Genomic DNA, 19,266 nt, shown 5'->3' with positions numbered 1-19,266 from the left:
TTGCCGAATGACCGAGTTCGACGTGGTCGTCGCCGGCAGCGGAGCGGCCGGCATGACCGCGGCGCTCACCGCCACCCGGGCCGGCCTGCGCACCGTGCTGATCGAGAAGGCGGCCACCTTCGGTGGTTCCACCGCCCGGTCCGGCGGCGGGGTGTGGGCGCCGAACAACGCGGTGCTGCGGGCCGCCGGTGTCCCGGACACCCCGGCCGCCGCCGAGGCCTACCTCACCCACCTCACCGCGCGGGACGTTCCCGAGGACCTGCGCCGGGCGTTCCTGGCCGCCGCGCCGGCGATGATCTCCTTTCTGCTGGCCAACACCCCGCTGCGGTTCGGCTGGGTGACCGGCTATCCGGACTACTACCCGGAAGCCCCCGGCGGGCTGCGCGCCGGCCGGTCGATCGAGGCCCGCCCGCTGGACGCGCGCCTGCTCGGCCCGCTGCGTGCCGAGTTGGGCCGGCCCTACCTCTCCGCTCCGCACGGCATGGTGATCACCCAGGCCGACTACCGCTGGCTCAACCTCCTCGCCCGCCACCCGCGCGGCCTGCTGCGCGCCGGCCGGGTCTCCGCCCGCCGGGCGATCTCCCTGCTGCGCCGGCGCGAGTTGCTGACCATGGGCCAGGCGCTGGCGGCCGGGCTGCGGATCGGCCTGGCCCGCGCGGACGTGCCGGTGTGGCTGTCCACCCCGCTGGTTTCCCTGCACACCAGCAACGGCCGGGTGGCCGGCGTGGAGGTCCTGCGCGACGGCCGCCCGGAGACGATCCACGCGCGGCGCGGCGTGGTGCTCACCTCCGGCGGCTTCGAGCACAACGAGCGGATGCGCAAGGAGTACCAGCGCGAACCGATCGGTACCGAGTGGACGGTCGGCGCGCCGGAGAACACCGGCGACGGCATCGAGGCCGGGCTGCGCCTGGGCGCCGCCGTGGACCTGATGGACGACGCCTGGTGGGGTCCGACGATCCCGCTGCCCCGCGGGCCCTACTTCTGTCTGGCCGAGCGCACGTTGCCCGGCTGCATCCTGGTCGACCAGGCCGGCACCCGGTTCGTCAACGAGGCCGCCCCGTACGTGGACGCGGTGCACGCGATGTACGACGGCCCGCACATCCCGGCCTGGCTGATCGCCGACCAGCGCTACCGCAACCGCTACACCTTCGCCGGACTCCGTCCCCGGCAACCGTTCCCGGGGCACTGGTACCGGCACGGCACGGTGCACCGGGCCGGCACCCTGGAAGAACTGGCGACGGCCATCGGCGCACCGCCGGAGTCGTTGCGGGCCACCGTGACCCGGTTCAACGAGTTCGCGGCAACCGGCCACGACCAGGACTTCCGGCGCGGCGAGAGCGGCTACGACCATTACTACGGCGATCCGCGCAACCGGCCCAACCCCTGCCTCGGCCGGCTCGACCGCGCACCGTTCTACGCGGTGCGGATCGTGCCCGGCGACCTCGGCACCAAGGGCGGGTTGCGCACCGACGGCCGGGCCCGCGTGCTGCGCGGCGACGGCAGCGTGATCGACGGCCTGTACGCGGCCGGGAACGCGGCGGCACCCGTGATGGGCCGCACGTACGCCGGCCCCGGCGCCACCCTTGGCCCGGCCATGGTGTTCGGCTACCTGGCCGCGCTCGACCTGGGAGAAGACACATGCGCGTGATCGACGTGGGAACGCCGCCGGCCCGGTTCGCCCGTGGCTGGCACTGCCTGGGCCTGGCCAGCACCTTCCAGGACGGCAAGCCGCACGCGGTGACGGCGTTCGGCACCAAACTGGTGGTGTTCGCCGCGGGCGGCCGGCTCAACGTGCTGGACGCCTACTGCCGCCACATGGGCGGCGACCTGTCCCAGGGCACGGTGAAGGGCGACGCGATCGCCTGCCCGTTCCACGACTGGCGCTGGTCCGGCGCCGGCCGCTGCGTGGAGATCCCTTACGCCAAGCGGATTCCACTGCGTGCCCGGACCCGGTCCTGGCTGCCCCTGGAGCGCAACGGTCAACTCTTCGTCTGGCACGACCCGCAGGGCAACCCGCCCCCGCCGGAACTGGACATCCCGGAGACCAAGGGCGCGTCCTCGCCCGAATGGAGCGACTGGACCTGGGACACGGTGCTGGTGGAGGGTTCGCACTGCCGGGAGATCGTCGACAACCTGGTCGACATGGCGCACTTCTACTACATCCACTTCGCCTTCCCGACCTTCTTCAAGAACGTCTTCGACGGCCACGTCGCCAGCCAGTACCTGAACTCGAAAGCCCGTCCGGACAAGGGCGTCGGCTCGAACTACTCGGTGGACGGGATGACCCTGCGGTCCGAGGCGTCCTACTACGGTCCGGCGTACATGATCAATGACCTGTGGCAGGACTTCGGCGGCACCGTGATCGAGACCGTGCTGATCAACTGCCACTACCCGGTGACGCCGAACTCCTTCGTGCTGCAATGGGGGGTGAGCGTGAAGAAGCTTCCCGGCCTGCCGGTGGAGAAGGCCGACCGGGTCGCGGCGAAGCTGGCCAAGAGCTTCGGCGTCGGGTTCCTGCAGGACGTGGAGATCTGGCGGAACAAGACCGCGATCGACAACCCGTTGCTGTGCGAGGAGGACGGCCCCGTCTACCAGTTGCGCCGCTGGTACGAGCAGTTCTACGTCGACGTCGAGGACGTCACCGCGGACATGACCAACCGGTTCGAGTTCGAGGTGGACACCAGCCGGGCCAACGAGGTGTGGCAGCGAGAGGTCGCGGACAACCTGGCGCGCCGCTCCGCCGGAGTCTCCTAGCGATGTCCACCCGGCAGGAGATTCTGGAGTTCCTCACCGCCGGCCTGACCCCGGTGGAGTGCCGCAGTTGCGCCAGTCGGGTCCTGGTGCGCAAGAACAGCGTCCGGCACACCAGCGTGCAGTGGACCACTGCGCCCGCCGCGACCTGTCCCGAGTTCGCCGCCCGGGTCGGCGCAGGCGAGCTGAGCGCGCGCGTCGACGGGTGCCCGAAGCTGCGGGACAGCATCGAACTGGCCGTGGCGGAGGGGCGCGTGGCGGTACCCGATGGCTGAGCCGGAGTCCTACCGGCTCACCGTCGCCGAGGTCATCACGGAGACGGCGCAGGCCTGCTCGCTGGTGTTCGAGCCGGCGCCGTTCGACTACCTGCCCGGCCAGTTCCTGACCCTGCGCATCCCCAGCGACCGCTGCGGATCCGTCGCGCGGTGCTACTCCCTGTGCAGCGCACCGCAGGCCGGCGAGGCGCCCCGGGTCACCGTGAAGCGCACCCCCGGCGGCTATGCGTCCAACTGGATCTGCGACAACGTTCGGCCCGGCAGCACGATCGAGGTGCTGGCCCCGGCCGGGATCTTCCGGCCGCATTCCTTCGACGGCGACCTGCTGTTCTTCGCCGCCGGCAGTGGAATCACGCCGGTGCGCTCGCTCGTGCGGTCCGCGCTGGCCGTGGGCACCGGCACGCTCACGCTGGTCTATGCCAACCGGGACGACCGCTCGGTGATCTTCGCCGGGGACCTGCGCGCACTGGCCGAGGCCCATCCCGAACGGCTGCGTCTGATCCACTGGCTGGAGTCGGTCCAGGGCCTGCCGAACGCGGCCGGCCTGCGCGCCCTGGCCGCGCCGTTCGCCGCCGCCGAGGCGCTGATCTGCGGTCCGAAACCGTTCATCGCGGCGGTGCGTACGGCGTTGGCCGGGTTGCGGGTGCCCCGCGACCGCACCCACATCGAACGGTTCGTCTCGCTCGGCTCGAACCCGTTCGAACCCGTCGCCGCGCCCGCCGCCGACACCGTCGAGTCCACAGTGGACGTCTCGCTGGACGGCGCGCGGCACCGGCTTTCCTGGCCGGCGCAGACCCGCCTGCTCGACGCGTTGCGGGACGGCGGCCTGGCCGCGCCGTACTCGTGCCGGGAGGGCGCCTGCGGCGCGTGTGCCTGCCGCCTGGTGTCCGGCGAGGTCAAGATGGTGCACAACGAGGTGCTCGAACAGGAGGACCTGGACGATGGGATCATCCTGGCCTGCCAGTCCCTTCCGGTGACGGAGCGGGTGGAGATCAGCTACGAGTGAGGTGGCCGCATGCCCATCGACCCGTCGGTCGCGATCGGCGCCGAGCTACCCGATGTGACGTTCTCGTGGTCGGCCGGCGACGTTGCGCTCTACCATCTCGCGCTCGGGGCCGGCGCCGACCCGCTCGACCCCGGCGAGCTGGGCTACGTGCTGGAGGACCGGCTGCGGGTGCTGCCCACGTTCGGGGTGGTCGCGCCGGGCCTGCGCACCTTCGAGCCACCGGCGGTGCGGTTTCCGGGCATCGAGATCGATCTGGCCAGGGTGCTGCACGGCACTCAGGCGATCACGGTGCACCGGCCCATTCCGCCGGCCGGCACCGGCGTGGCCCGCCCCCGGGTGACCGACGTGTGGGACAAGGAGAAGGCCGCGGTGATCGTGCAGGAGACGGTGGTCACCGATTCGGCAGGCGACCCCCTGTGGACCGCCCGGTCGAGCATCTTCGCCCGGGGGGAGGGCGGCTTCGGCGGCGAGCGCGGCCCGTCCGAGCGGCCGGAGGTGCCTGACCGGGAGCCGGACCACGTGCTCGACGTGCCCACGCTGCCGCAGCAGGCGCTGCTCTACCGGCTGTGCGGGGATCGCAACCCGTTGCATGCCGATCCTGATTTTGCCGGCACGGCCGGCTTTTCCCGCCCGATTCTGCACGGGCTGTGCACCTGGGGAATGGTGTGCAAGGCCGTGGTGGACGCGACGCTCGACGCGGACGTCACGCGGGTCGGCGACTACGCGGCCCGGTTCGCCGGGGTGGTCTTTCCTGGTGAGACCCTGCGGATCCAGGTCTGGTCGGAGGGGAACCGGCGGGCCGTCGCGGCGTCCACTGTGGAGCGTGGCGCCGAGGTGCTCCGCGGCCGGCTAGTTGCCGCGTCTTCGCATCCGAACGGGCACCCGCTCCCCCTGGACTCCTGAGCCGCACGGCGCCGGGGCCAGCCGGCCCGGGGCCTCCGGGTGGCACGGCTCGGGCAGCGCGAGCAGCGCCCGCAGGGTCCACACCGGACAGCCGCCGTACCACCACAGCACGTGCTCCGGCTCGAACACGTCTGCCCGCATTCCGGTCGGCACCCGGTAGGCGTGCGCCTGCTCCTGGCCGACCAGCACGAACACATCGGCAGAGCCGGGCCATTGATAGACGCCCGCGACGACCGCGGGCCCGTTGGGATCGGATCGGAACATGTACCAGAGAAACCCGCGTTTCCCCGCCTCCGTCAGCAGGGCCTCGAATTCATCCACCACAACCCCGCGTCAACCACCACAATGGAAGGTTCAATCAGGGGCGCCAGCGGCCGGGGGGTCGTCCACTGGAGCGGCGCCCCTGATCTTCTACTAAGGTGACCGCGTGTGACGCGGACCACCCAGGGGCGAAGTAGACCATACATGTAGATTCTACGACGTTTTTGTCCCTCGATCGTGTTAACCCAGGGAGAATACCCATGCTTCTGGCCACCTCGGTCGCCGTGTTGCGGCGCCGGGTCGCCGTGGCATTACGCGGCCATCGCGAGAACGCCGGTTTAACGCAGCGTGAGGCTGCCCATCGGACCGGAATCTCCGCCGGCCGCATCAACCATTTCGAGACGATGCGCAGCGTGCCGCCGGACGCCGAACTGGTCGCGCTGCTGGACCTGTACGGCGCCACCGAGGACCGCGACGAACTGCTCGCCGTGCTGCCACCCGCTCGCCGACGCACCGCGACCGAGGCCGCGACCACCGATCCGGACCAGTTCAACCTCTACATCGGACTGGAAGCCGGCGCGACCCAGATCGAGTCCTACGACGCGCTGGTCCTCATGGGACTGGTCCAGACCGCGGAGTACGCCGAGGCGCTGCTGCGCGGTCACGGCCAGGGTCTGTCCGAGACCGAGATCCGCCGCCGGTTGCGCCTGCGGCTGCGCCGCACCGAGTTGCTCCGCGCCGACTCGCCGACCCGATTGTGGCTGGTGATCGCGCAGCACGTGCTCGAAGCGCCGGTCGGCGGGGCGAAAGTGATGCGCCAGCAACTGGCGCACCTGCTCGAACTCGCCGATCTACCAAATATTGAGATTCAGGTCATCCCGCGCGCGGTCGTCCCCTACGCTGCCTTGCACGGCACCTTTATGATCTTGTCGTTCCCGATTCCCGGCGACGCCGGCCTGGTGTATGTCGAGACCCGGGTCCGTGGACTGTTCTTCGAACAGCCCACGGAACTGCAGGAATATTCCCAGGTAATGAACCACCTGCGGGTCCTCGCCAGACCCCCGCAGGAGTCTAGCCGGTTGATCGACCGGATCAGAAAGGAGATCGCATGACCGCAGGAAACGACTTCGCCGGGGCGAGGTGGCGGAAGTCCAGCCGATCCGCCTCGTCCGGAGCGTGCGTCGAGTTGGCCTGGCACATGTCGAGCCAATATGTCGAGCTTGCCCATGCCGAGGGCGTGTTTGGTGTTCGGGACTCGAAGTACGCCGATGGCCCGGTGCTGGCGCTGGCCGCCCGGCACGGACTCGCCTTCATCGGCGCGGTCAGAAGCGGCCGGATCGCCCGGCCCTGATGACGGATGCCCCGGCCCAGGCCTAGTGGGTCGGGGCACCCGCCGGTGGGACACCCACCTTCGATAGTGCCGCACCATCAGGGGTGCCGCGAAGGTCAACAACTGACCGGAAACGGGACAGTTCACGCACCGAGCAGCAGCCCACTGGTCGGCACCCCCGTGCCGGCGGTCACCAGAACGTGCTCGACCCGGTCGACCTGGTTGACCGCCGTGCCGCGGATCTGGCGCACCGCCTCGGCGATCCCGTTCATGCCGTGGATGTAGGCCTCGCCGAGTTGCCCGCCGTGCGGGTTGACCGGCAGCACGCCACCCATCTCGATCGCCCCGTCGGCGATGAAGTGCCGCGCCTCGCCGCGCGGGCAGAACCCCAGTTCCTCCAACTGCGCCAGCACGAACGGGGTGAAATGGTCGTAGAGCACCGCGACCGCGACGTCGGCGGGACCGATGCCGGCCTGGCTCCACAACTGCCCGGCGACCACGCCCATCTCCGGCAGCCCCACCAGTTCGTCCCGGTAGTAGCTGTGCATGACGAACTGGTCCGGACCACTTCCCTGGGCAGCGGCCCGAACCACCGCCGGGCGGCCCGGCAGGTCGGCGGCCCGCGCCGCGCTGGTCACGACCAGCGCCACCGCGCCGTCGCTCTCCTGGCAGCAGTCCAGCAGCCGCAACGGTTCCACGATCCAGCGGGACTCCTGATGCTCGGCCAGCGTGATCGGCCGGCCGTGGAACCAGGCGTTCGGGTTGGTCGCGGCGTGCCGGCGGTCGGCCACCGCCACCCGGCCGAAGTCGGCACTGGTGGCGCCGAACTCGTGCATGTACCGGCGGGCGAACATCGCCACCGAGGCGGCCGGGGTGACCAGGCCCATCGGATAGACCCAGTCATTGTCCACACTGGACGCAGCCGCATCGGCCGATACCCGGCCGAACCGCCTGCCGGACCGCTCGTTGAGGGCCCGGTAGCACACCACGACCGACGCCACCCCGGTCGCCACCGCCATCGCCGCGTGCAGCACGGTGCCGCAGGCCGCGCCGCCGCCGTGCGGAACCCGGCCGAAGTAGGTCAGGTCCCCCACGCCGAGCTCACGGGCGACCGCGATCTCGGCGCTGGAGTCCATCGAGAACGTCACCATTCCGTCCACATCGGACGGAGCAAGCCCGGCGTCGGCGAGCGCCGCGCGCACCGCCTCCACCGCCAGCCGCAGCTCACTGCGGCCCGAGTCCTTGGAGAACTCGGTCGCGCCGATCCCCACGATCGCCGCCGCGCCGGCCAGCATCACGGCAGCACCACCCGCACGGTCGCGGTCAGGTGCGCACCGAGGCTGTTGCGGCCCACCACCTCGACCGTCGCCTCACCGTCCCGCACGGCCGCCACCTCTCCGGAGAACACGAGGGTTTCCCCTGTGTAGCAAGGAACTCCGAGCCGGACCGAGATCGCCCGCAGCACCGCGTCCGGCCCGGCCCAGTCGGTGACGAACCGCTGCACCAGCCCGGTGTCGGTGAGAATGTTGAGGAAGATGTCCCGCGAGCCCCGTGCCAGCGCGGCCGCCCGATCGTGGTGCACGTCCTGGAAGTCCCGGGTCGCGATCGCCGTGCTCACCACGAACGTCGGGGTCACCTCGATCCGCAGCTCCGGCAACCGCGTGCCGACCGCCGTCACGGCGCACCCCACACCGGCAGCACCAGTTCGTCGTCCACCCGGTCGAACCGGGCCCGCACCCGCATCCCGATCGCGACCTCGGCCGGCGCCATGCCCACCAGCTCACCGACCATCCGGACGCCCTCGTCGAGCTCGACCAGAGCCACCACGAACGGCGCGGTGCGACCGGGAACCGGCGGGTGGTGATGCACCACGAAGCTGTAGACCGTGCCCAGGCCCGCCGCCCGCACGTACCCCAACTCGTCGCCGCCGCAGCGCGGGCACGTCACGCCGGGCGGATGCCGCAGCTCCGCGCAGCCGGCACAGCGCTGGATCCGCAGCTCACCGGCCCGCAGCCCGTCCCAGAAGAACCCGGTGCCGGCAACCGGACGCAACCCGCCGCCCGGCGCGGCGGCCCGGGGACGGAACTTCAGCACCCGGAACATCATCTCCGCCACCGGCTCGTCCCCGGCGTACCAGGTGGACAGCGTGGTCACGAACCATCCCTCGCCCAGCGCGGTCCGCTTCGGCCCGGTCACCTCACCCAGCCGCGACGCCACCGACACCCGCTCGCCCACCCGCAGGTATCGGTGGTAGGTCTGTTCGCAGTTGGTGGCCACCACGGAGGTGAAACCGGCCTCGTCCAGCAGGGCCACCATCGCGCCGAGCGGATCGTCGGCCGGACGCTGTCCGGTCAGCCCGAACATCGTCCACACCTGCACCATCGCGGGCGGCGCGACCGGCTCGGCCAGGTACACCGGGTTGGTGTCGCCCATCGCCTCCAGCCAGTGCCGGATCATCGGCACGTTCACCGGGTCGGTGGCCATCCGCCGGGCGGACTCGCCGCGCCCGGCCACCTCCCCCGCCACCCGGAGCACGTCGTACACGCGACCGACCTCCCTAGACTAGAACGTGTTCTAGCTTAGTGGTTCCGATCACTGTCGAGTAGTCCCCGGTTGTGGCACCGGGTGGCGGCTGGCATGGTCGAGCGCATGAGCTGGACTCGGCTGGTCCGCCGGGCCGCCCAACTGGGCCTGACCGCCAACGCGCTGCGACCCGCGCGCAACCTCTGGGCATCCATCCCGGCGTTCTTCGCCGGCTGGCTGACCGCCGAACTGGCCCCGCAACTGCTGCTCGCGCAGACCGCCGGGGCGGCGACCCAACTGGCCCGCCGGCAGTACCGCACATCCGGCGACCGGGCCGCCCTCGCCATGAGCGCGCTGTCCATCGCCGGGCTCGGTGCGCTCATCGTCTCCGGCCGGGGCGCCCGCGCCGAGGTCGAGAAGGCCCTGCGGGAGACCCTCGGCGAGGACTACGGCAGCGGCCTGGAACGGTTGCCGCTGGCCGCCGACCTGGCCACCCCGTGGCGGGATCTGGTGGTGCCGTTCCGGATGCGCAAACCCGAGGTGGTCCGCGCCCGCAACATCGCCTACGCGCCGGGCGGCCGCCGGTTCCGGCTGGACGTGTTCCACCACGAGAAGCGCCCGGCCGGGCGGCCGGTGCTGCTGCACGTGCACGGCGGCGCCTGGGTCGTCGGCAACAAGGACCAGCAGGGCATTCCGCTGATGCTGCACATGGCCGCGCGCGGTTGGGTGTGCGTGTCGGCGAACTATCCGCTGTCCCCCCGGTCCCGGTGGCCGGAGCACGTGGTCGCGCTCAAGCGGGCGCTGGCCTGGGTTCGCGAGCACGGACCGGAGTACGGCGCCGACCCGTCCTTCGTGGTGGTCACCGGCGGCTCGGCGGGTGGGCACCTGGCCGCGCTGCTCGCCCTGAGCCAGAACGACCCCGCCTTCCAGCCGGGTTTCGAGGACGCCGACACCTCGGTGCAGGGCTGCGTTCCGCACTACGGCGTGTACGACTTCGCCGCCGAAACCGGGACCCGAGCGACCAGGCAGCGGCTGCGCTGGCTGGCCAGGGCAGTCGTCGGCGTGGATCCGGCGCGCCATCCGGAGGTGTACCGGGCCGCCTCGCCGCTGTCCCGGGTCAGCGCGGACGCCCCGCCGTTCTTCGTGATCCACGGCCATGACGACAGCCTGGTGCCGGTTCCCGAGGCCCGCGCGTTCGTCGACCGGCTGCGCGCGGTGTCGCACAACCCCGTGGTGTACGCGGAACTGGCCGGTGCGCAGCACGCCTTCGACATCTTCCCGTCGATCCGCAGCGCCCACGTGGTGCGCGGGGTCGAGCGGTTCCTGGACTGGATCTACCGCCGCTCACTGCCGGGGCAGTCCGAGCAGCCGCTCGCCGATGACGTTGAGCAGAATCTGGGTGGTGCCGCCGGCGATGCTCAGGCATCGGGTGAGCAGGAACTCGTGCAGTAGCTCGCCCTCGTCGCCCAGCAGCTCGACTGCGAGCTCCGCCACATCCTGTCGATGCCGCACCCCGATGAGCTTGTGTACGCTGGATTCCGGGCCGGGATCCTGGCCCTCGACCCGGCGCAGCGTGGCCCGGTGATCCACCAGTGACACCGCGAGCCCGTCCGCGACCACCGCACCGATTCGTTGCCTGGTAAGCGGATCCGGAGCGACGACCCGACCCAGCAGCCGTTCGACGGCGGCACCCAGCGACGACCCACCACCGATCGCCACGCGTTCGGTGGCCAGTGTGGTGCGCGCGAGGCGCCAGCCGTCGTTCACCACGCCGACGACACAGTCGTCCGGCACGAACACCTCGGTAAGGAAGACCTCGTTGAACCGCGCCTCGCCCGTGATCTCCCGCAGCGGCCTGACCTCGATCCCCGCCTCCCGCATGTCCACGAGGAAGTAGGTGATCCCCTTGTGCTTCGGCGCATCCGGGTCCGTGCGGGCCAGGCAGATCGCCCAGTCCGCCTCGCGCGCCCGCGAGGTCCAGACCTTCTGGCCGGTCAGCCGCCAGCCACCGTCGACGCGGCTGGCCCTGGTGCCCAACGCGGCGAGGTCCGACCCGGCGCCCGGCTCGCTGAAGAGTTGGCACCACTCGATCTCGCCGCGCAGCGTCGGCGGCACGAACCGGTCGCGCTGCGCTTCGGTGCCATACCTCAGGATGGTGGGCAGGGCCCAGGCGCCGATGAACAGGTCGGGCCGCGACACCCCGGACGCGCCGAACTCCTCGTCGATCACGAGTTGGGTGCGCGGCGAGGCGTCCAGGCCGTACGGCCGCGGCCAGTGCGGCACCAGGTAGCCCGACTCGGCGAGCCGGATGCGTTGCCGCGCCACGGGAAGCGCGGCGACCTCGGTGGCGAGCCGCCGCGCCGCCGGGCGCGCGTCGTCCGGCCCGGACCGCAGTTCCAGCCGGCGCCGGGTTCCGGCCAGCGCCGCGTCCGCCGCCCGCAACCGCCAGCCGCCGGTGCCGCCCAGCGCCTGCCGTGTGGCGATCGCCCGGCGTAGGTACAGATGCGCGTCGTGCTCCCAGGTGAACCCCATGCCACCGAGCACCTGCACGCAGTCCTTCGCGTTGTGCACCGCGGCATCCATCGCGACCGCGGCGGCCGCGGCGGCGGTCAGCGGGTGCGCGGACGGCGCGTCGGCGTGGCAGCGGGCGGCATCCCAGGCCAGGGCGGCGGACTGTTCGGCCCGGCACAGCATCTCCGCGCACAGGTGCTTGACCGCTTGGAAGGCGCCGATCGGCCGGCCGAACTGCTCCCGGGTGGCGGCGTAGCCGGCCGCGGTGCCGACGCACCAGGCCGCCACGCCCGCGGCTTCCGCGGCGGAGAGCGTCGCGGCGAGGTCGGCGACCGCGCGAACCGTGAGTCCGGGCAGGATTCGCTCGGCCGGGACCGCGACACCGGAGAGCCGGACCCGGGCGCAGGCGCGGGAGAGGTCGGCGCTCTCGCGGCCGGTCACGGTGACGCCAGGCTGGCCCGGGTCGAGCACGAACCAGAACTCGCCATCCGGCCCGGCGGCGCCGAGCAGCAGGTGGGTCGCCTCGTCCGCCCCGGACACCCGGTCGACCTCGCCGCTGACGGTCCGGCCATCGGCCGACAGAGTGCCCAGTTCCAGCGCCACCGCCGCGGTTCGGCCACCGTCGGCCAGACCCGGCACCAGTTCCTTGGCCAGGCCGGCGTTTTCTTGCCGCGCAAGGAGAACCCCGGCCAGCACGGTGGGCAGCACCGGCCCGGGCACCAGCGCCGACCCGGCCGCCTCCAGCGCGGCGGCCTGGTCGTCGAGCCGGCCGCCCGCCCCGCCGAGGTCCTCCGGCACCGCGATCGCGAACAGTCCCAGCCCGGCAAGGGCCGGCCACAGTCCGCGCCAGGCGGTGGAGTCACCGGCCGCCATGGCCCGGACGACGCTTATGGTGTCCATGCGCGCGGTGGCGTCGGCGATGGTCCGCTGGACCGCGCGCTGCTCCGCCGTGATCGCGACCGACACGCCCGGTAGTATAGAACACGTTTCAGTTCGTTGGCCCCCTGAGACGAGGACCGCCCGGATGACCACCACGCCGAAAGCCCGCACGTCCGGAGGCACCGCGCTGAGCGTGCTCACCGACGAGGACCTCGGTTCCGCGGCCCAGCGGGACCGCCGCAAGCGCATCCTCGACGCGACCATCGCGCTGGCATCCAAGGGCGGTTTCGAGGCGGTGCAGATGCGGGCCGTCGCCGAGCGGGCCGACGTCGCGCTCGGCACGCTCTACCGGTACTTCCCCTCGAAGATCCACCTGCTGGTCTCCGGCCTGGCCCGCGAGCTCGAACGCGGCCAGGACCGCCTGGAGCGCAGCACCATCCCGGGGGACAGCGCCTACGACCGGGTGCTGTTCATGCTCAGCCGGCTCACCCGGGCCATGCAGCGCGACCCGCACCTGACCGAGGCGATGACCCGCGCCTTCATGTTCGCCGACGCCTCCGCCGCCACCGAGGTGGACAACGTCGGCCGGCTGATGGACCGGATGTTCACCCGGGCCATGCACGAGGGCGAAGCCACCGACACCGACCGCGCGATCGCCCGGGTGATCACCGATGTCTGGCTGTCCAACCTGGTCGCCTGGGTGACCCGGCGCGCCTCGGCCACCGACGTGCACGACCGGCTCGAGCTCACCGTGCGGCTGCTGCTGCGCCCCTAGTGAGTACGGACGGTCGCTGGCATGCTTGACGGCCGTGACTACCGAACAGACCGTGCCGGCGTTCGACCTGATCGGCAAACGGTACGACGAGTCCTTCGTGGAGCGGGACGTCCAACTCGCCGAGGGCGCCTGGCTGGTCCAGCAGCTCGAGCCCGGATCCCGGGTGCTCGATCTGGGCTGCGGGAGCGGGCTGCCCACCGCCAAGCAGCTTCTCGACGCCGGTATCGAGGTGGTCGGTGTCGACGAGTCGGCGGTGATGCTCGAGCTGGCCCGGCAGCAGGCCCCCGGCGGCCAGTACCTGCACCAGGATCTGCGGGACTTCGAGGCGCTCGGCGAGTTCGACGCCGCGGTGGCGTTCTTCGCGCTGCTGATGCTGCCCAGATCGGACATCCCGGCGCTGCTGACCCAGATCCGGGCGCGGCTGCGCGGACCCAGGCTGCTGCTGGTGTCCATGGTGCACGGGGACTTCGACTTCTTCCCGGTCAGCTTCCTGGGCGCGGCGACCAACGTGTCGGCCTACCCGCCGGACAAGCTGCGCGACGTGGTCGCCGACGCCGGGTTCGAGGTGCTGGAGCTTCAGGAGGTCGAGGCCGAGGCGGAACCGGGGCGCATCGAGGTGCAGTTGTACCTGCGGGCCCGCGCCCGGGACTGACCACCGGGTGAGGGGTCCCCACCCGGTGTTCAGCCCGCGCTAGAACCACTCGTTGGCGGCGAGGTTGGCCCGGAGCTTGGCCAGCGCGCGGTGCTGGGCCACTCGGACCGCGGTGGCGGTCAGCCCGATCGCCACCGCGGTCTCCTGAGCCGACAGGCCGACGATCAGCCGAAGCCGGATGATCTCGCGCTGCCGGGGGGCCAGGGTGTCGAGCAGCTTGGTCAGCCGGGCGCGCACGTCGGCCCGCATGGTCTGCTGCTCAGGGGACGCCTCCAGGTCGATTCCGTCCGGCACGTCGGCCGTCGGCTCGCCCTTGTCCCGGCCGGCCTTGCGGTAGTGATCGGCGACCTTGTGCGCGGCGATGCCGTAGACGAACGGCAGGAACGACTCGGGCCTGTCGGTGTAGCGCGGCAGCGCGCCGAGCACGGCCAGGCACACCTCCTGGGCCACGTCGTCGGCGGACGAGAAGGCCGCCCCCGTGCGGCCGATCCGCGACCGGCAGTAGCGCACGATTGCCGGGTGGATCCAGACGAACAATGTGCCGGTAGCCTCGGGATCTCCGGCCAGCGCCGCCGACACCAACTCATGGAAGGCGGTGCTCTTCAGCCGGGCGAAGATCGCATCCGAGTTCCCGCCGGGCGCGGGCGTCGGCGCCGGGCGGGTAGGCCCGGAGCGCGACGACTCAGCTGACGTCACGGACGAGTTCACGCGAACCCCTCATGTCGAATAACACCACCACAACGTGGGCGCCGTCGGTCGGATACGGTGCTGACGCCGCGGACGATGCGGGTGGGTGAAGGCTCCTGTCCCGGAGAGCCTTCGATGCACAGGGCGATAATTGCCGATTCAACGGCGGGGCCGACAGGGTACAAGGTCCCTATCACCCACAAGGGTGGGCACCGACTCACCCGTCTTGCTGGCGAAGATCTGGACCGGATTGGCTCCAGCGATAGCGCGTTCGGCGCAACCGGAGTTCCATCCCACCATGCTACCGGGCCGCGTGCCCAATAGGGCAGAAACCCCGGCCGAAACAACTTCCGGGATCCGGACGACGGGCCGGTAACGCATGTATTCGTTTTCATCACTTACGGGTGAAACACTCGATTATTCCAACCGGCCGGCGCGCCAAGATCGATTTTTGAACGCAGCCCCGGCCGCGTTTCGGGACGGCGGTACCAGATTTGCGATATGGTCCGCCCCGCCGGCCGGTGCGAGGTGCCCGGCCGGGCGCCCGGACGGGCGGCCCGGCCCACGCCCCAGCTCGGCCCCCGGCCGGCCCGGCGCCTGCACCGGCCGCCCGACCTGCCCCGCCGGGGGCACACCCGCAGGTGAACGGGCGGTCTTGGACCTCAGGCCGAGTGAGATGGCTCCCCACCCGCGGGCCGTCCGCCGGCCCAGCGGGCGGGGCTCGAGGCCCCGGGAAATCTTCGCGTCCGCAGCCCGCGAAACGGGACGAACGCGACCGCACCCGCCGCCAGGCGACCGGTAATGGCGGCATACCCGGTGCCGATATCGGAACGGACAATCTCGACCGACAACGTTCGTTCCCGTCCGGCCCGGCGGGCACGGTCCGCAACGGACCACATCTGCCACGTGACACACACCACTTCGGACACTCTGCCGCCGCATTTCCACCAATCTGGACAATCGGCCGCGAGCGGAGGGCGCGGAATCTCGAACTGTATCGACAATTTCCGGACAAGATCGTTCCGGGCGAACCATTAGCACCAGCCAGGCCCGCCGAATGGGGCAGCGTCACGACAATCACAACGACGAAACGTATTACGCTCCGCACTTGAATGGTGACGGTTGTGCCATCTGCGGGTTGAGCGTGCACCATCGTGGTATGCAGCCAGCCCGCCCGGCCATCCTGGTGCTCAGCGGCGCCGACCTGCCGCCGAGCATGGCGGCGATCGAGCGGCGCGCTGCCGTGCGGTACGCGACCGAGGATCGCCTGCTCGACGAGCTGCCCGGGGCCGAGGTGCTGTTCGTCTGGCGGATGCGGGCCGCGACCCTGACCAGGGCATGGGCCAAGGCGGACGCGCTGCGCTGGGTGCACACCGCGAGCGCGGGCCCCGAACAACTGCTCTCACCCGCCGTAGTCGCGAGTGACGTCATCGTGACCACTTCCCGGGGATTGTTCGACGATCCGATCGCCGAGTATGTACTGGGCGTCATCCTGGCCTTCGCCAAGGACCTGCCGGGCCGGATGCGGTTGCAGGAAAGCCGTACCTGGCGGCAGCGGGATACCGAACGGGTGATGGGCAAACGGGTGCTGATCGCCGGCACCGGGACCATCGGCCGGGCGGTCGGCCGGCTGCTCCGGTCCGCCGGAATGACCGTCCTCGCGGTGGCCCGGACCGGTCGCGCGCACGATCCCGATCTCGGCACCGTGCTGCCGCTGGACCGCCTGGCCGACGGCCTGCGTTCGGCCGACTACCTGGTGCTCGCGGCGCCGCTGACCGACGACACCCGGGGGATGATCGACGCCCAGGCCCTGGCCGCGATGAAGCCCACCGCGCGCATCATCAACGTCGGCCGGCGTGGCCTGCTCGACCTGGACGCCCTGGTCCGGGCCCTGCGCGGCGGCACGATCGCCGGTGCGGCCCTGGACGTCTTCCGGGACGAGCAACTCGACGAGGGATCCCCGCTGTGGACCATGCCGAACGTGCTGATCTCGCCGCACATGTCCGGGCAGGTGATCGGCTGGCGCGAGGAGTTGGTCGCCCTGTTCGCGGACAACCTGACCCGGTACGTCGAGGGCCGGACGCTGCGCAATGTGGTCGACAAGCGCTCCCTACTCTAGAGTAGGTACCGATCGGTAACTCGACCGAACGGGAGTGGTCGGCTGTGTCGAGCAAGGACGGCCCCAACAGCGCGCGGGACCGCCGGACCGCCATCGGCGGCGCCATGGCGGTGCTCAACCGGCTGGCCGGCGCGCCGATCGTGACCCGCCTGGGACTCAAGCGGCCGATGGAACGCACCGTGACCCGGCTCACCAAGACCGGCTTCCAGACCGCGGGCGCGGCCGGCCGGACCTGGGTCGCGGCGCGCCGGCTGGCCACGCCGAAACGCCCGCCGGCCGGCCCCGAGCGCGCGCTGTTCGATCTCACCCTGTCCGACGAGCAGCGGCTCATCCGGGACACCGTCGTGGAGTTCGCCGCCGAACGGCTGCGCCCGGCCGCGGCCGAGGCCGACGGCGCCTGCCAGGCGCCGCCGGACGTGCTGAGCACCGCGACCGAACTGGGCCTGGCCGCGATCGGCATTCCCGAGGAACTGGGTGGCGTGAGCACCGAGCGGTCCGCCGTGACCAACGCCCTGGTCGCCGAGGCGCTCGCGCACGGCGACCTCGGCCTCGCGGTGGCCTGCCTGGCGCCGGCCGCGGTGAGTACCGCGCTGGTGCTGTGGGGCGACGAGCACCAGCAGGCCACCTACCTTCCCGCGTTCACCGGCGAGCAGCTCCCGGCCGCGGCCCTCGCGCTCCAGGAGCCGCACCCGCTGTTCGACCCGTTCTCCTTGCACACCAAGGCCTATCGCGGCGCCGGCGGGTTCGTGCTCAGCGGCGTGAAGTCGCTCGTGCCCCGCGCCGCCGCCGCCGAACTGTTCGTCGTGGCCGCCGACCTGGACGGCCGCGGGCCGGCGCTGTTCATCGTGGAGTCGGGCGGCGCCGGCATCGGCATCGAGCCCGAGCCCGCCATGGGCCTGCGCGCGGCCGGCACCGCGCGGCTGGTGCTGGACAAGGTGACCGTGCCCGAGTCGGCACTGCTCGGCGCCGGAACGTCCACTGTGTACACCGAGTGCGTGCGGCTGGCCCGGCTGGGCTGGTGCGCGCTCGCCGTCGGAACCAGCCAGGCCGTGGTGGACTACGTCATCCCGTACGTGAACGAGCGGGTCGCCTTCGGTGAGCCGGTCAGCCACCGGCAGGGGGTGGCGTTCAAGGTCGCCGACATGGCCACCGAACTGGAGGGCATGCGGCTGGTGACGTTACGCGCGGCCAGCCGGGCCGAACAGGCCAAGCCGTATGGGCGCGAGGTCGCCCTGGCCAGAAAACTGTGCACGGACAAGGGAATGGCGATCGGCAGCGACGGGGTGCAACTGCTCGGCGGGCACGGCTACGTCAAGGAGCATCCGGTCGAACGGTGGTACCGGGACCTGCGGGCGATCGGTCTGATGGAAGGCGGGGTGTTGGTGTGATCAACCTCGAGGTTCCCAGGAAGTTCGAGCAACTGGTCGACCAGGCCCACCAGGCCGCCAGCACGTTCTTCCGGCCCAACTCACGCAAGTACGACCAGGCCGAGCACACCTACCCCAAGGAACTGGACACGCTGGCCGCGTTGCTCGACGGGCTGAGCGCCAGCGGCGGCGGGGCGGGTGCCGGCGGGGTGCGGCGCGGCGCCGGCTCCGGCGACGGCGCCGAGGTGCGCAACGGCTCCAACCTGGCCGTCGTGCTCGGCGCCATCGAGATGTGCTGGGGCGACGTGGCACTGCTGCTGTCCATGCCGCGCCAGGGACTGGGCAACGCCGCCATCGCCTCGGTCGCCAACGAGGAGCAGCTGGAACGGTTCCGCGGCAAGTGGGCGGCGATGGCGATCACCGAGCCGGACTGCGGCTCGGACTCCGCGGCCATCCGCACCACCGCGCGGCTCGACGGCGACCACTACGTGCTCAACGGCGAGAAGATCTTCATCACCGCCGGGGAGCGGGCCGACGCCATCGTGGTCTGGGCCACGGTGGACAAGACCAAGGGGCGTGCCGCGATCAAGTCGTTCGTGGTGGAGCGCGGCACTCCCGGGTTCGAACTGGTCCGGCTGGAGCACAAGCTCGGCATCCGGGCCTCGGACACCGCGCACTTCCGGCTGGACAACGTCCGGGTGCCCAAGGAGAACCTCCTCGGCAGCCCGGAGATCCGCACCGAACAGGGCTTCGCCGGCGTGATGCAGACCTTCGACAACACCCGCCCGCTGGTGGCCGCCATGGCCGTCGGGGTTGCCCGGGCGGCCCTGGAGGAGACCCGCCGGCTGCTCGGCGAGGCCGGGATCGAGATCGACTACGACCGGCCGGCCAACAACCAGCCCGCCGCCGCGGCCGCGTTCCTTCAGATGGAGGCCGACTTCGAGGCGATGTACCTGCTCACCCTGCAGGCCGCGTGGATGGCCGACAACGGCAAACCCAACTCGCTGCACGCCTCCTACGCCAAGGCCAAGGCGGGCCGGTCGGCGACCGAGATCACCCTGCGCTGCGTCGAGCTGTGCGGCAGCCTCGCCTACTCCGAGCACAGCCTGCTGGAGAAGTGGGCCCGGGACGCCAAGATCCTCGACATCTTCGAGGGCACCCAACAGATCCAGCAGTTGATCATCGCCCGGAGACTGCTCGGCAAGACGTCCGCCGAGCTGAAGTGAC

The 19,266-nt window shown here is 71.4% G+C and carries 20 protein-coding genes; 14 read left to right on the top strand and 6 right to left on the bottom strand.

Annotation, left to right across the window (positions count from 1 at the left end):
* Positions 1-7 precede the first annotated feature (7 nt).
* Genes kstD through VFO68_RS04385 form a run of 5 tightly spaced genes read left to right on the top strand, consistent with a single transcriptional unit; the run spans position 8 to position 4,935 of the window.
* On the top strand, positions 8-1,648 hold the full coding sequence (gene kstD / locus VFO68_RS04405) for a 3-oxosteroid 1-dehydrogenase (RefSeq protein ID WP_325156842.1): 1,641 nt from the start codon (positions 8-10) through the stop codon (positions 1,646-1,648).
* Positions 1,639-2,754, top strand: a complete 1,116-nt coding sequence (locus VFO68_RS04400) for a Rieske 2Fe-2S domain-containing protein (protein WP_325156841.1) — start codon at positions 1,639-1,641, stop codon at positions 2,752-2,754. The genes kstD and VFO68_RS04400 overlap by 10 nt, the downstream gene beginning before the upstream one ends.
* A 2-nt stretch (positions 2,755-2,756) precedes the next feature.
* Positions 2,757-3,026 (top strand): hypothetical protein, encoded by a 270-nt coding sequence (locus VFO68_RS04395; RefSeq protein ID WP_325156840.1) that lies wholly within the window; start codon positions 2,757-2,759, stop codon positions 3,024-3,026.
* Positions 3,019-4,032 carry a ferredoxin--NADP reductase gene (locus VFO68_RS04390; protein WP_325156839.1) on the top strand — a complete coding sequence of 338 codons (1,014 nt, stop codon included), beginning with the start codon at positions 3,019-3,021 and terminating at the stop codon, positions 4,030-4,032. Before VFO68_RS04395 ends, VFO68_RS04390 begins: the two co-directional genes overlap by 8 nt.
* A gap of 9 nt (positions 4,033-4,041) precedes the next feature.
* The gene (locus tag VFO68_RS04385; RefSeq protein WP_325156838.1) at positions 4,042-4,935 is read left to right on the top strand and encodes a MaoC/PaaZ C-terminal domain-containing protein; all 894 of its coding nucleotides are present in this window, start codon (positions 4,042-4,044) and stop codon (positions 4,933-4,935) included.
* On the opposite strand, the gene VFO68_RS04380 is transcribed toward VFO68_RS04385, so the two are convergent.
* A complete protein-coding gene (locus tag VFO68_RS04380) occupies positions 4,882-5,256 on the bottom strand; it encodes a hypothetical protein (RefSeq protein ID WP_325156837.1) in 375 nt (124 codons plus the stop codon). The two genes, VFO68_RS04385 and VFO68_RS04380, sit on opposite strands and share 54 nt — an antisense overlap.
* 200 nt (positions 5,257-5,456) lie before the next feature.
* On the opposite strand from VFO68_RS04380, the gene VFO68_RS04375 reads away from it, so the two are divergent.
* Both VFO68_RS04375 and VFO68_RS04370 read left to right on the top strand, forming a co-directional pair.
* Positions 5,457-6,308: a helix-turn-helix transcriptional regulator gene (locus VFO68_RS04375; RefSeq protein ID WP_325156836.1), complete on the top strand. Its 852-nt coding sequence runs from the start codon at positions 5,457-5,459 to the stop codon at positions 6,306-6,308.
* Entirely contained in the window at positions 6,305-6,547 is a 243-nt protein-coding gene (locus tag VFO68_RS04370) for a DUF397 domain-containing protein (protein ID WP_325156835.1), read from the top strand. The genes VFO68_RS04375 and VFO68_RS04370 overlap by 4 nt, the downstream gene beginning before the upstream one ends.
* A 122-nt stretch (positions 6,548-6,669) precedes the next feature.
* Here the strand turns inward: VFO68_RS04370 and VFO68_RS04365 are convergent, their stop codons facing one another.
* The 3 genes from VFO68_RS04365 to VFO68_RS04355 are packed head-to-tail and all read right to left on the bottom strand — an operon-like array spanning position 6,670 to position 9,010.
* On the bottom strand, positions 6,670-7,824 hold the full coding sequence (locus VFO68_RS04365; RefSeq protein WP_325156834.1) for a lipid-transfer protein: 1,155 nt from the start codon (positions 7,822-7,824) through the stop codon (positions 6,670-6,672).
* Positions 7,821-8,204, bottom strand: a complete 384-nt coding sequence (locus tag VFO68_RS04360) for a MaoC family dehydratase (RefSeq protein WP_325156833.1) — start codon at positions 8,202-8,204, stop codon at positions 7,821-7,823. Before VFO68_RS04360 ends, VFO68_RS04365 begins: the two co-directional genes overlap by 4 nt.
* Positions 8,201-9,010, bottom strand: coding sequence for a bifunctional MaoC family dehydratase N-terminal/OB-fold nucleic acid binding domain-containing protein (locus VFO68_RS04355; RefSeq protein WP_325156859.1), 810 nt, complete (start codon positions 9,008-9,010; stop codon positions 8,201-8,203). Before VFO68_RS04355 ends, VFO68_RS04360 begins: the two co-directional genes overlap by 4 nt.
* A gap of 165 nt (positions 9,011-9,175) precedes the next feature.
* Here VFO68_RS04355 and VFO68_RS04350 point away from each other — a divergent pair, with 165 nt between their 5' ends.
* The gene (locus VFO68_RS04350; protein WP_325156832.1) at positions 9,176-10,501 is read left to right on the top strand and encodes an alpha/beta hydrolase; all 1,326 of its coding nucleotides are present in this window, start codon (positions 9,176-9,178) and stop codon (positions 10,499-10,501) included.
* On the opposite strand, the gene VFO68_RS04345 is transcribed toward VFO68_RS04350, so the two are convergent.
* Positions 10,394-12,526: an acyl-CoA dehydrogenase gene (locus tag VFO68_RS04345; protein WP_325156831.1), complete on the bottom strand. Its 2,133-nt coding sequence runs from the start codon at positions 12,524-12,526 to the stop codon at positions 10,394-10,396. The two genes, VFO68_RS04350 and VFO68_RS04345, sit on opposite strands and share 108 nt — an antisense overlap.
* A gap of 58 nt (positions 12,527-12,584) precedes the next feature.
* On the opposite strand from VFO68_RS04345, the gene kstR reads away from it, so the two are divergent.
* Both kstR and VFO68_RS04335 read left to right on the top strand, forming a co-directional pair.
* Positions 12,585-13,214 (top strand): cholesterol catabolism transcriptional regulator KstR, encoded by a 630-nt coding sequence (gene kstR / locus VFO68_RS04340; RefSeq protein ID WP_325156830.1) that lies wholly within the window; start codon positions 12,585-12,587, stop codon positions 13,212-13,214.
* 34 nt (positions 13,215-13,248) lie between these two features.
* Complete coding sequence (locus VFO68_RS04335; protein ID WP_325156829.1) at positions 13,249-13,866, top strand: class I SAM-dependent methyltransferase; 618 nt, start codon at positions 13,249-13,251, stop codon at positions 13,864-13,866.
* A gap of 39 nt (positions 13,867-13,905) precedes the next feature.
* Here VFO68_RS04335 and shbA read toward each other — a convergent pair whose 3' ends face one another.
* Positions 13,906-14,562: an RNA polymerase sigma factor ShbA gene (shbA, locus tag VFO68_RS04330; RefSeq protein ID WP_325156828.1), complete on the bottom strand. Its 657-nt coding sequence runs from the start codon at positions 14,560-14,562 to the stop codon at positions 13,906-13,908.
* Positions 14,563-15,054: 492 nt separating this feature from the next.
* Here shbA and VFO68_RS04325 point away from each other — a divergent pair, with 492 nt between their 5' ends.
* The 4 genes from VFO68_RS04325 to VFO68_RS04310 all read left to right on the top strand — a co-directional run bounded on the left by VFO68_RS04325 (position 15,055) and on the right by VFO68_RS04310 (position 19,265).
* Positions 15,055-15,198 (top strand): hypothetical protein, encoded by a 144-nt coding sequence (locus VFO68_RS04325; protein ID WP_325156827.1) that lies wholly within the window; start codon positions 15,055-15,057, stop codon positions 15,196-15,198.
* Between the two features lie 514 nt (positions 15,199-15,712).
* Positions 15,713-16,672, top strand: a complete 960-nt coding sequence (locus VFO68_RS04320) for a D-2-hydroxyacid dehydrogenase (protein ID WP_325156826.1) — start codon at positions 15,713-15,715, stop codon at positions 16,670-16,672.
* A 92-nt stretch (positions 16,673-16,764) separates the two neighbouring features.
* Positions 16,765-18,060 carry an acyl-CoA dehydrogenase family protein gene (locus VFO68_RS04315; protein ID WP_325156858.1) on the top strand — a complete coding sequence of 432 codons (1,296 nt, stop codon included), beginning with the start codon at positions 16,765-16,767 and terminating at the stop codon, positions 18,058-18,060.
* On the top strand, positions 18,057-19,265 hold the full coding sequence (locus VFO68_RS04310) for an acyl-CoA dehydrogenase family protein (RefSeq protein WP_325156825.1): 1,209 nt from the start codon (positions 18,057-18,059) through the stop codon (positions 19,263-19,265). The genes VFO68_RS04315 and VFO68_RS04310 overlap by 4 nt, the downstream gene beginning before the upstream one ends.
* Position 19,266: the final 1 nt, after the last annotated feature.

This window comes from Actinophytocola sp. (assembly GCF_035712165.1).
Classification (GTDB): Bacteria; Actinomycetota; Actinomycetes; order Mycobacteriales; family Pseudonocardiaceae; genus DASYTH01.
This window is presented reverse-complemented; position numbering and strand designations above follow the sequence as displayed.